General features: G+C 35.3%; 11 protein-coding genes. 3 read left to right on the forward strand and 8 right to left on the reverse strand.

Going from position 1 to position 12,600, the window contains the following annotated elements; genetic code table 11:
* Nucleotides 1–48: 48 nt before the first annotated feature.
* The 3 genes from IEV84_RS11470 to IEV84_RS11480 all read left to right on the forward strand — a co-directional run bounded on the left by IEV84_RS11470 (nt 49) and on the right by IEV84_RS11480 (nt 2,812).
* A complete protein-coding gene (locus tag IEV84_RS11470; protein WP_188494414.1) occupies nt 49–1,704 on the forward strand; it encodes a sensor histidine kinase in 1,656 nt (551 codons plus the stop codon).
* Nucleotides 1,701–2,333 (forward strand): response regulator, encoded by a 633-nt coding sequence (locus tag IEV84_RS11475; protein ID WP_188494415.1) that lies wholly within the window; start codon nt 1,701–1,703, stop codon nt 2,331–2,333. Before IEV84_RS11470 ends, IEV84_RS11475 begins: the two co-directional genes overlap by 4 nt.
* A 116-nt stretch (nt 2,334–2,449) precedes the next feature.
* Nucleotides 2,450–2,812, forward strand: a complete 363-nt coding sequence (locus IEV84_RS11480; protein ID WP_188494416.1) for a hypothetical protein — start codon at nt 2,450–2,452, stop codon at nt 2,810–2,812.
* 177 nt (nt 2,813–2,989) lie between these two features.
* Here IEV84_RS11480 and IEV84_RS11485 read toward each other — a convergent pair whose 3' ends face one another.
* The 8 genes from IEV84_RS11485 to IEV84_RS11520 all read right to left on the reverse strand — a co-directional run bounded on the left by IEV84_RS11485 (nt 2,990) and on the right by IEV84_RS11520 (nt 12,598).
* Nucleotides 2,990–3,244, reverse strand: coding sequence for a DUF6755 family protein (locus IEV84_RS11485; RefSeq protein WP_188494417.1), 255 nt, complete (start codon nt 3,242–3,244; stop codon nt 2,990–2,992).
* A 19-nt stretch (nt 3,245–3,263) separates the two neighbouring features.
* Entirely contained in the window at nt 3,264–3,785 is a 522-nt protein-coding gene (locus IEV84_RS11490; protein WP_188494418.1) for a Rieske (2Fe-2S) protein, read from the reverse strand.
* An 11-nt stretch (nt 3,786–3,796) separates the two neighbouring features.
* Nucleotides 3,797–4,366: a 4Fe-4S dicluster domain-containing protein gene (locus IEV84_RS11495; RefSeq protein ID WP_188494419.1), complete on the reverse strand. Its 570-nt coding sequence runs from the start codon at nt 4,364–4,366 to the stop codon at nt 3,797–3,799.
* A gap of 21 nt (nt 4,367–4,387) precedes the next feature.
* Nucleotides 4,388–6,604: a molybdopterin oxidoreductase family protein gene (locus IEV84_RS11500; protein ID WP_188494420.1), complete on the reverse strand. Its 2,217-nt coding sequence runs from the start codon at nt 6,602–6,604 to the stop codon at nt 4,388–4,390.
* A 23-nt stretch (nt 6,605–6,627) separates the two neighbouring features.
* Nucleotides 6,628–7,677: an MFS transporter gene (locus IEV84_RS11505; RefSeq protein ID WP_188494421.1), complete on the reverse strand. Its 1,050-nt coding sequence runs from the start codon at nt 7,675–7,677 to the stop codon at nt 6,628–6,630.
* Nucleotides 7,678–7,987: 310 nt separating this feature from the next.
* Complete coding sequence (locus IEV84_RS11510; RefSeq protein ID WP_229732665.1) at nt 7,988–9,649, reverse strand: MFS transporter; 1,662 nt, start codon at nt 9,647–9,649, stop codon at nt 7,988–7,990.
* A 27-nt stretch (nt 9,650–9,676) separates the two neighbouring features.
* Nucleotides 9,677–11,152 (reverse strand): MFS transporter, encoded by a 1,476-nt coding sequence (locus tag IEV84_RS11515; RefSeq protein WP_188494422.1) that lies wholly within the window; start codon nt 11,150–11,152, stop codon nt 9,677–9,679.
* A 183-nt stretch (nt 11,153–11,335) separates the two neighbouring features.
* A complete protein-coding gene (locus tag IEV84_RS11520; RefSeq protein ID WP_188494423.1) occupies nt 11,336–12,598 on the reverse strand; it encodes an alginate export family protein in 1,263 nt (420 codons plus the stop codon).
* Nucleotides 12,599–12,600: the final 2 nt, after the last annotated feature.

Below are 12,600 nucleotides of genomic sequence, written 5' to 3' on the forward strand. Positions count from 1 at the left end.
TAAAACAGCAAACCAAGTATATTTACATAAATAAAAAACTGGAAAAGCATGCACATCAAAACATTAATACTGATTATAATTAATAGTTTAATCGCATTGGTAATTGCTTTATTATCTTTTTCTTCATACAAACAGTTTTCGAACGTTTTAAACGATCGTATTTTACTGCAATTAAATTCGATTAAAACACTCAAGCAAAACCAAATTGAACATTTATTAAAATCAGAATGGGAGCGTTTTGAAACTTCCGGAACGTACAGCCAAAATATTGACACTACTGTTATGAAGCTTCCGGACAGTATTAAAAACAGTACCGGAATTTATGATTTGACACCTTATCATGTTGCTAAAAAAACAACAATAGGTTTTATCTCTAATTCGAAAAGGGGTACCCAAATTAAAATTTTGGATTACAACAAAATCAAAAAAATTCTCCTTGAACGTACCGGAATGGGCGACAGTGGAGAATCTTATCTTGTGGGAGAAGATTACCGGATGCGTTCGCAGTCGCGTTTTTATCCCAATAAAATCCCTTACTCCTTATTTGCTAAAACAGAAGGCGTGAGCAAAGCTTTTAAGGAAATAAATGGCAGAGGTGTCTTTAAGGACTACAGAGGAATTAATGTATATAGTGTGTACAGCCTTATTGCAGTTCGAAATTTAAAGCTGGTTATTCTGTCTGAAATGGATGTTGAAGAAGTTACTATCCCTTTAAAAGAATTAAAAGAAAGACTTGTAGGCCTAACTATTGCTATTTTTTTACTGGCTGTTATGCTTTCTCTTTTTCTGACACGAATTATTACCAACCCAATTAAAAATATGCAAAAAAGTCTCAAAATCATGGCGGAAGGAGACTATAACCAAACCAATGAATTTATAAAAAACTCCAGTGAAATAAAGGAAATGTTTGATGCTTTGGCCAATTTAAAAGCTTCTTTGCAGGGTGCCGTAAAATTCTCTGATGACATTGGAAAAATGAATCTGAATACCGATTTTAAACCTAAAAGTCCGAATGATTTGCTGGGAAAAAGTCTTCTGGCAATGAGAGATAAGCTAATAGAATTTAGAAATAATGAAGAAAATACCCGAATACTATCCAAACGCATGTTAGTAAACGGTATGGAAAATGAAAGACGCCGACTTTCGCGGGAACTCCATGACGGTATTGGTCCGTATTTAACTTCTTTGAAACACTATATCGAAAACAGAGTGGAAAATGAAGTAAAAAAAACAGAAATGAAAAAAATAGTAGATGATACTATTTCTGAAATCAGACTGATGTCCAATGCTTTAATGCCTGCTTCCATAGATGATTTTGGAATTGGAGTTACCTTAACCAACTTCATTGAAAACCTGAAAAAATCGACAACGGTAACTATTGAATATGAAGATTTAACGCGGCAGGAAAGTTCTAATATTACTAATCAACAGGCTATTCATCTTTTTAGAATTTGCCAGGAGTTAATTAATAATTCGTTAAAACATGCTAATGCCAAAAACATCCGAATTACACTTTCCGAATTTGATGATTTTATTTCTCTCTATTATTTTGATGATGGCATTGGGTTTGACATCAATACTGTTAAATTAGGACTCGGAATTAGTAACATCAAAGAAAGGGTAGAAATTTGCAATGGTACCATTACTATCAATGCAACTCCCGGAAATACAAACTTTGAAATTGAATTACCCGTAGAATTATGAACGAAATTAAATTAATAATAGCTGATGACCATGAGCTTTTTAGAAACGGACTTGCTGAGCTGTTAAGAAAGCATGACGACATCAAAATTGTCAAAAGCGTTGCTGATGGTTTGGAATTGATGGAACTTGTAAATACTCAATTTGAGGCGGATATTGTATTGCTGGACATTACTATGCCTAATATGGATGGTTTTGGGGTTTTAAAAGAATTAAAAGCCTTAAATTCTGAAATAAAACCCATTGTAATTTCTATGCACGATGATGGTAATTACATCGCAAAATGTGCTAAAATGGGTGCTTACGGCTACCTGTTAAAAAACACAGATGAATCGGAATTAATCCTTGCAATACGAAGCGTTGCTAACGGAAAAAAATATTTCAGTGCTGAAATTTCGGAAAAAATGATCAACTTCATGTCTGAACAAAGTATCAGTGAGAATATTTTATCCAATAAAGAAACCGAAGTTTTAGCATTAATTGCCAAAGGATTAACCACAAAAGAAATTGCCACAAAACTATTTGTGAGTTCCCGCACCATAGAAACCCATCGCGCTAATATTTTGAAAAAATTAGAGGTAAAAAATACCGCCGAACTCATTAAAAAAGCAGCAAAAAAGAATTTAATTTAAACGCATTAAAAACAACAATATCCGTATAAATACGGATGCAAATTGAGTAAATTCACAGAATCCTAAAAGCCTGTTACTGAATGTAAATTTGTAAAAAAACATTAAAAGTAATAGTCATGAAAAAAATAGCATTAATTTTAGGATTCTTAGTAATATCTTTCAACGCAATGGCACAAGAAGAAAACAATGTAAAACAAAGTGATTTAAAAGGTCCTGCGTATAAAAATTTTAAATCCTGGATGCACAAAGCTGTGCCAACTAAAGTATATTCCGAAAGCAATAAAGTGTCACTTCAGGGACCGGCATACAAAAACCAACAAACCTGGAAAAACACTCCAAAAGAAAATCTGGTTTTAGTACAAACAACTGGTAGTGAAAAACAAAAGTTAACCGGACCGGCGTATAAAAACCATGGCCCTTGGAATAACACTTCAAAACAAGAGCTGGTTGCAGTTGAAACAGTTGGTACGGAAAAATAAGACACTATCCCAAAAAGTGTGTAAGTTGAAAAATTAAGGCTCCGGTTTTTATAATCGGAGCCTTTTCTTATAAAGAAGAATAAATAAGTCTAAAAACGATAACAAAAAAAGGATTAACTTTTATAATTAAGTTAATCCTTTTTTCCCTGACAATTAAAATCAGTGATACCAACGTACCTATTTTTTTGTATGAGTTCCATTTCCTGTTGGCAAATAATAGAGCCAGCTAAAACCTATCAAAAATAAAATTAAAGAGGCTACAAAAGCAGGAATAAGAATCTCTTTGTTATTATCTAAAGCATTATTTAGTGACGCATACAACAACCAGATTTGGATACTCACATTAAGTATTAATATAAAAATTAACGACGAAAGAATGGCGTTTAATTTATTAGGATTAGACTGGTTTTGACTTCTTCTAAAATTACTCATACTGATTTATTTTAATGATTTATCCTAGTTTCGCTTCCTGAATTGGAGTTGCTGCTTTTACATATACCTCATTTCCTTTAAAAAACACATCCAAACTTGGTAAGGCTCTTGGCGGCGGTCCTGCCAAAACATCTCCTGTTTTTGCATCAAATGATCCTTCGTGACAAGGACAATGGATTATTCCGGTTCCTGGCTTGTAAAAAACAGAACAGGAAAGGTGGGTACATTTCTGCTCGTAAGCTTTAAACTCGCCCGTTTCCAGATGAATCAAAATATAAGGAATAGTACTGCCTTCGATTACAAAAGCGCGGGTTCCTCCTAATGGTACTTCCTCTTTTTTACATACAAAATGCTCACCTTCTACTTCTTCTTTGGGATACATATAAGCCTTAGCGGCAACTAAACCACTACCTACCATCAACCCTCCGGAAACTAAAGTCAAAAACTTTGCAAAATCACGACGACTTACATTAGTTGCCTGCTGTTTTTCAATCGGAAAATCCTTTTTCCAATTTTTATTTAAATTATCTTCTTTAGACATGTGTGTATTCTTTAATATATTATCAGTTCGGTACTTCCTTTAGGCATCATAATATTGACCTTCGTATTCACTATTTCTTTTCCAAATACAAAACTATTTACCGGAGTACTATTAGGACGCATTTCCTGAATTTCGTCTTTTGTACCATAGAATAAAGCCCCACTCGGACAAACTGTTGCGCACATTGGTTTTTTCCCCACACTGGTTCTGTCGTAACACATCGTGCATTTCATCATCAAATCGTAATTTTCCTCTTTCTTTGGCACTCCAAAAGGACAAGCCATCACACAATTAGAACATCCAATACATCTTTCGGTATTAGCCGTGTGAACAATTCCGAATTCGTCTTTTGAAATTGCATCGGCCGGACAAACATTAGCACATACGGGATCATCACAGTGCATACACACCTGTACCGTTGTTTGAACTGTTGTTGCACGATCTACATAATTAACATGTATCATCGATTCCTGACCGTTAGTTTCGCATTCTGCACAAGCCAATTCGCAAGCTTTACAGCCAATGCAACGTTGCATATCTACAAAAAACTCTTCATTTTTATTAAAACTAGTATAGTTCATTTTATATCAATTCTTTATAGATTAAATACTCGCATAAGCCGTCGATTCACTTGAAGGCGGAGCAATTTCATTAAGTGGTTCCAAATGACAGGCACAAACTTTAAATTCAGGTATTTTAGAAATTGGATCTAATGTTCCCGGTGTCAGTTGGTTCGCTGATTTTTTTCCGGACCAGTGGTACGGAATAAAAACAGTATCTTCCCTGATAGTTTCCACAATATTAGCCGGAAAAATTCCTTCACCTCTTCGGGTAGAAACACGAATTAATTCCCTTTGTTTAATACCATATTGTTTAGCCAAATTAGGATGAATTTCCAATAATGGCTCAGGATACTGATCTACTAATTTTCCAATTCTACGAGTTTGTGTCCCACTTAAATATTGAGAAACCACACGTCCTGTTGTCAAAATCACTGGAAAATCAACACAGGTTACTTCACCCGGAAGTTTATAAGGCGCCGGATTAAAATGGGCTTTCCCATCAGGCGTTTTAAACTTTCTGTCTTCCCATAAACGAGGCGTTCCAGGATGACCTATTTCTGGACAAGGCCAAAAAACACCCATTTCATCCTCAATTTTTTTATATGTGATTCCGTAATAATCAGCTGTTCCTCCTTTGGATGCTACACGCAATTCATTAAAAATAGCTTCACTATTTTCATAAGTAAATTTATCTTTAACTCCCAAACGCCTGGCTAATTCCAGAATAATATCCGTATCGGTATGAGCATTCCCGGGAGGTGTTACAGCTCGACGAATACGAATCACACGCCCTTCGGCTGAGGTAGTTGTTCCCTCTTCTTCTTCTTGCAAGGAACCTGCTAAAACAACATCGGCATGGCGAGCGGTTTCGTTTAAGAAAAAGTCAATACAAACGTAGTATTCCAATTTTTCCAAAGCCTCACGCACATAATTACTGTTAGGTAAAGAAACCAACGGATTGAAACAAATAGACAATAATCCTTTAATTTCTCCTCTGTGAATAGCTTCGATAATTTCATAAGCCGATAAACCTTTTCCGGGTAAATCTTTCTCATCTATTCCCCAAACCTCCGAAATATATTTACGGTGTTCCGGGTTTTCAATGTCTCTGTTCCCTGGTAACTGATCACATTTATGTCCGTGTTCTCTACCTCCCTGACCGTTTCCTTGTCCGGTAATAGTTGCATAACCGCAATAAGGTTTTCCAATTCTACCTGTTGCCAAAACCAAATTAATACAGCCCAAAACGTTATCTACACCTTTAGAATGATGCTCAATTCCACGGGCATGAAGTAAGAAACTCGTTTTCGCTTTACCCCATAACTCAGCGGCAGCTTTAATTTTTTCTTTCTTAATTCCGGTAACTTCTTCAGCCCATTCTAATGTATTATCTTTTACAGCATCTAAAGTTTCCTGAAATCCTGAAGTATGATTGTCAATAAAATCATGATCCAGCATATCATGATCAGCCAAATATTTCAACATCGCACCATACAAAGCCGAATCCGTCCCCGGACGCACATCCAAGTGAAGATCGGCTGTTCTGGCCAATGGAATCATCCTTGGATCTATCACTATTATTTTTGCTCCTCGGTCTCTGGCTTTCCAAATCCAATGGGTCAATGTAGGGAAGGTTTCGCTGATATTAGCTCCGGCCACAATAATCACTTCAGCATATTCTAAATCCGAATAATTATTAGAACCTCTGTCTAAACCAAATGCTTTTTTGTTTCCTGCTCCTGCACTTACCATACACAAACGTCCATTGTAATCCAGGTTTTTGGTTTTTAATGCCACACGAGCAAATTTCCCCACCAAATAACTTTTTTCATTGGTTAATGAAACTCCCGAAAGCATCGAAAAAGCATCGTTACCATATTTTTCCTGAATTCTTTTGATTTCCGAAACCGTTTTGGTCAATGCTTCATCCCAAGAAGTAGGTACAAATCCCTGTCCCGGAACGCTTTTAAGCGGAGACATCAATCGGTCGGGATGGTTATTTTGCAAATAGCGTTGCACTCCTTTTGGACAAAGACGCCCTTCGTTGAAAGGAAATTCCATCCAGGGTTCAAAACCTACAACCTTATTTTCTTTTACAGATAATTGAATTCCACATTGCATTCCGCAAAAACAACAATGTGTTTTGACCAACTCATCTGGTTCATCTCTTCCTTCATAGCCTTCCTTTGGACTATAATTTTTATGTGGTCCAAATTGTGCAATAATATGCTCTTCTGAAACAGGTAATTTTGCCATGTTTATATACTTTTATCTTTAAATTATCCAAATAAATTCCCGCCTGTCTGTCTTGCTCTCAAGTGTGCTTGAGCCAATCGGGATCTTTTTCCTTCAGGACTCAAATCCAAATGTGAACCTCCGTCTTCCATTGAAAAGTCAAAACCTAATTGTTTAGTTACTAGTTTCAAATCATCAATATGCAATTTGGTAGCAAATTCTTCACCTGTATGTGGACAAACTGCCATTCCTTTTCTTCTTCCTTCCTTATTATATATGTGTGCCCCAATTTGCGCCGGACGCTGAATGATATGAAAGAATTTTCCAAACGGAATCCAAATCAAAAACATAATTACCGTAACCGCATGCAATACCGCTAAAAAGTCGAAAGCAAAACCTTTCATGAATTGGTACGAATAAGTCAATCCCAATCCAGTAACCGAAATAGCAATCAATAAAATCAACGGTAACAAATCGCCTTCAAAAGTTTGAGTTGCAATCAATCCCGGATTAGTCAATCGTCTTCTTAAATAATAAACAGAACCAAAAATCACCAAATAAGATGACCAGTTTAATGCATGAAATGTCAGGAATGCCATGATAGAATCCAGTTCAAAATCCATTACTTTGAAACCAAAGAAATGTGCTTCGTAAACCGAAATCGAATTAGGAGCCATTGTAAAGTGAATCCATCCAAACGTAAGCGGAATGGTGATTAAAAAAGCAGATGTACAGCCTATAGCAATCATAAAATGCGCCACCCAACGGTATTTTCCCCTTGGATAAATAAATTTCTGAAAGGCAATATTTTCAATCGATTCCTTAGAAGCAAACCAAAAATGAGAAAACACTTTTCCTGTAAATAAAAAGGTAATTCCTCTTTTGAAATAAATCCAGGTGGGTGGTCTTTGCAACCATACCGTATAACGGTAAACAATTCCAAAGAAAGCAAATACAGTCCCAAATAAATAGGTAATTAAAGCTGCATCAAAATTTTGCAATTCTCTGGAACCATAAAACACTAACACAATCATAAATACCGAAAGTAGTGTGGCAATGAGCAATGCTTTTACATTATATGTTCTGTTTTTCATCTTAATTTATAGTATTAGACGCTTACAATTACAAATCTGTTTTTAAATCTATTTTATCCAAAAATCCAAAGGCTTTTCTTCGGGAGTAAAATTAAACAAAAGAAAAACTAAGTGAAACTACTTAAGTAGTTTTCTAAAGTACAAAAACACTTAAATATGTTATAATTCACGTATAAATCACTAATTTACAACAACAAATCCCATCAATTGTCATCAAACCATGAATTTTCGATATAAAATTGTAAAAAACGGACTGCTTTATTGAATATAAGCTTAGTTCAATGAATGTTCAAATTAAGTAGTACTTCATTTAACTTGGTCTTTCACATCCTTTTCGATTATAAAACCACCAATTTATAACAGTAGCTAATATTGTAAAAACAATCAAACCAATAAAGAATTGAGTCACAGTTCCATTGGCAGAAATGTTATTTCCAATTAATTTTGAAAAAATGAAAGGACCAAAAGCTGCAATGGCTGCCGTCCAACCAATAACACCTGCTGCCTGTCTTTGATTTTCTGAAAAGATAATTGGAAACTGTCTAAAAGTACCCGCATTTCCAATACCTGTAAAAAAGAACATTGCTAAAATTACTCCAACAAATAACGGAAACTGATCCATACTGGTAGGAGATACTAATCCCTGAGTAATTAAAATAACAGCTCCTGCTAAAATCCCAATACCTGTAATAGTTGTCAAGATGGCTCCTCCTACTTTATCTGCAATAAATCCAAAAGCTATTCTGCTGGCAGAACCAATAAGCGGACCATAAAAAGCATACACTAACGGATCCGGAGCATTTGGAAAATCACCATATAAAAATTTTATCATCAAAGGAAAAGCTGCCGATAATCCTGCAAACGTTCCAAAAGTCATTAGATAAGTAATTGTACAATACCAGGTATGTTTGTTTTTAAAAATATCCATCTGCTCTTTTACCGAAGCCTTCATCGGGATACTTTTTAAAAAAAACCAACTCATAAACGCCAAAACCAAGAGAAAACCAATATACCAAAATGCAGCAGATTGAATATAGATACTCCTTTTATTTACCGCCTCATTTTGAGGGCTTATTTTGTTTAATATTTTTTCAGCTAATTTAGGATTGGCATTAGCTATGGCTTTAGATTTTACTTCCAAAGGCAAAGCTGTAAAAACTACTGTATTATCTGCTGATTTTACGGCAGTTGTTACTGAATCTAAAACCGGTTTCTTTACAGTAGCCAAAATTTTATTTTGCGTTTTGACGTCCAAAGCAGCAAAAACTTCTTTTTGCTTTTCAATTGTTGAGTCTGTTAAAACATTTTGTGTTTCTTTAGCATCGATACTTGTAAATACCGAAGTGGTCCCGTAAATACTAACACTCAAAATAATCGGAGTAATAAACTGAGCTAAAGAAACCCCAAAATTCCCAATACCGGCTTGGATTCCCAACGCTGTTCCTTTTAATCTTTTTGGAAAAAACAGACTTGTACTAGGCATAAAAGATGAAAAATCTCCGCCACCAAAACCAGTGGTAATAGCCAAAAGAACAAATACCCAAAATGGAGTAGTCGTATCCATCACTGCAAACCCGATTCCAATTGCTGGAATTAATTTGAGTAAAGTTGCCACAGTCACTACATGCCTTGTACCGAAAATAGGCAGAATAAAGGTGTGTATAATTCGTAAAAAACCCGCAGCTAATCCCGGAATAGCGACCAACCAAAAAAGCTGATCTTTAGAAAATGAAAAACCAAGTCCGGGAAGTTTCACCGCAATGACACTCATCATAAACCAGGAAGCAAATGATAAGATTAATGAAAGAGTGGTTACTGTTAATGTTTTCCAGGCAATTTTGCTACCTGTTGCTGCCCAGAATGCTTCATCCTCAGGCTCCCACTTGGTCAACCATGTAGTACTTTGATTGGTTTGGGTTTCATTAGATACATTTTCAGGCTCTGATCCTATTTTTTTTAAGTAAGTATCCATAATATTATTTTTTAAAATTATTATATTTTATTGGTTGCGCTCAATTCCTTTTGTAAACTGAGGCATCTTTTCTCTCATAATATTAATAATGGTTCGGTGCATCCATAATAAACAGCCCACAGAAATCAGGAAGATAAATATCCAGGAACTCGTCCATAAACCCGTTGCATTCAATAAGTATCCAAATAATATTGGCCCTATAAATCCGCCTAAACCGCCTATTAATCCCACCATTCCACCTACAACTCCCACCTCATTAGGGAAATATTCAGGTATGTGTTTAAAAACAGCTGCTTTACCAATTCCCCAGGAAATCCCGATTAAAACTACCAGTACAAGATAAATCCACATATTGGCATTAAACTTTATTTGGGTGATTCCTTCTGCCAACAGTTCTTTCTTTTTGACTTCCTGATTTTGTTTGACTACGATTTCCTGCCATGAATTTCGAACAGGCAAAATATCAGAATCAGATGAACTAATGGTTGATTTTGCATTAACATTATAGGTTCTTTCTCCTACTTTAATTTCAGAAGCTGATATTTGATTAACCACTCCATTATTTGTGGCTAAAACTCCGGGACCTGATGTAAAAACTTCCATTTTAGGAAACATCAATAAAAAACTAATTGCTATTGAAGAACCTAAAACCCAATACATAACCGATCTTGCTCCATATTTATCAGACAAATAACCTCCAAAAGCCCTGATAATTCCTGATGGCAAACTAAATAAAGTGGCAAACATTCCTCCCATTACTAAAGTGGTGTGATACACATTCATGAAATTAGGTAACAACCATTGTGAGTAAGCCACAAAACATCCAAAGACTAAGAAATAATAAGCTCCAAATCGCCAAACACGTACATTTTTTAAAGGAGCCAATAACTCTGAAGTTGATCGGGATACTGTTGCTGCTTTTTTATTTTTGGCAAAAAACACAAACAACAATCCAATTACTACTAATACAATTCCATAAATCACAGGAAGCATTTTCCAGCCGTTTTCGGTATCTGTTTCTGATAAAAAATTTAATAAAGTTGGTGCAAAAAACGTTGTTACCGCAGCACCCGCATTTCCCATTCCGAAAATCCCCAAGGCTCTCCCCTGCCATTCTTTAGGATACCAAACTGAAGTATAACCTACTCCGACAGCAAAACTGGTTCCTACTAATCCAAACAAGAAACTCAATAGGGCAAATTCCCAAAATGAACCAGCAAATGGCAATAAAAACAATGGAATAGAACAAAGTAACAACAAAGTCGAGAATACTTTTTTACCACCGTATTTATCGGTCAAAATCCCAATTGGCAAACGAAAAATGGCTCCCGATAAAATAGGCAATCCTAACAACCATCCTACCTCAACAACCGACCAATTGAAAATTCCTCTATCTACTAAAAAAGTAACCAAAACACCGTTTAAAGTCCAACAGGCAAAACTGATTGTAAATGCCAGTGTATTCAAAAATAAAATACGATGTGACTGTGATAAATTGCTCATAAATTCCCTGAATTAATTATGATGTAAAGATAAAATAGTCCTTTATCTATAAATATGATAAATATCAGCTAGACTAATATTCTTAATGAATTGGAAAAACATTGATTTTTAAAACAAAAACCTCTACATAAAAGCCCTAAAGCTTTCCTATAGAGGTTCTTAAAAAAAATGAATTAATAGACTTTATTTTAATGAAAATAGTTTAGGATTAAAAGAAATCATGACCCACGCCCAATTGTTAGTATTTGCAGCATCCGTTACATTTTTAAGTCTTTCTAAAGTTGCAGAAACAAACATCTGTGAATATCCAGCGGAAACCATAATATCTTTTTGAACAGCGTAGCCCAAAGTAAAATCAATTTCTGTTCCTAAATAACTGTCCATTTTTTCATTGGAAACATCTAAAACTGTATTGGGCGCATTAAATACATGGGGAGTTAAGGTAAACTGCCATTTCTTAAGAGAATAATTTAATTTCAAATAAGCATCTTGCAATCCCACGCTATTTTGATGATTACCTACATAGAAATAATCCATAAAACCATTAAAAGCGTGATTGGTTCCAAAAATCGGACTGAATGATTTGACAGTCAAACTCGTATTGTCCTGATCTTTTCCTGAGAGGAATTCATATCCCAAAGTTGCTTTAAAAGCATCGGTTAAGGCATATCCTAAATTAGCTCCGGCATACCAGGCACTGACATTGTTATTAAAACTTTTTCCTGTTTGTCCGTACAAACCTAAATTGCTATCCCATTTTTTATCTTTAAAAACAAGATAGGTTCCAAAAGTTTGTTTGTAATCGACTTCTAAATTTCCAACCGATTTTTCGAATTCATAACCCGTATTCAACACTAAAAAACTGCTGCTTATTTTACCAATTTGCGTATGATACCAGGCATATTGCATCGATTTATAATTAGTGATATAAGGGGTTTTGGGAGCAACTAAATTTTCAGCATTGGCATTCATGGCAAAACCTAAATCCAGTTGATGATTTTTTGGATGAAAAGAAAACAGAGCAGCATCATGGCTTTGTCCTTGTTGTATCCAATCGATTTCACCCAAAATACGCTGATTGTCATACGAAATCACCTGACGTCCAAAGCGGGCACTCCAATTAGGACTAAAATCATATTGTGCCCAGGCTTCAAAAACAGCCACTCCATTTTTATCTGCGGTAGCAGTTGTGCTAACATCACCCCAGCTTCGGATGTTCTGTAAAGTCAGTTTGGCTTTTAATTTTTCCTGTTTGAAATTAAAATTCAAACGGGAACGCTGAGAAACAAATGAAGTCGCATCTTCTCCGTTTGAAATCGGGCTTTTAAATCCGTTTCGATATTCATAACGGGGTCTGAATTGTAAATTGGCATCCAATTCCTGTGCATGAGTTCCCAGACTTATCATTGCTATGAATGATAAACCGATTATTTTAAGTGCTTTCATAA

The sequence above is a fragment of the Flavobacterium palustre genome, from assembly GCF_014639535.1.
Lineage (GTDB): Bacteria > Bacteroidota > Bacteroidia > Flavobacteriales > Flavobacteriaceae > Flavobacterium > Flavobacterium palustre.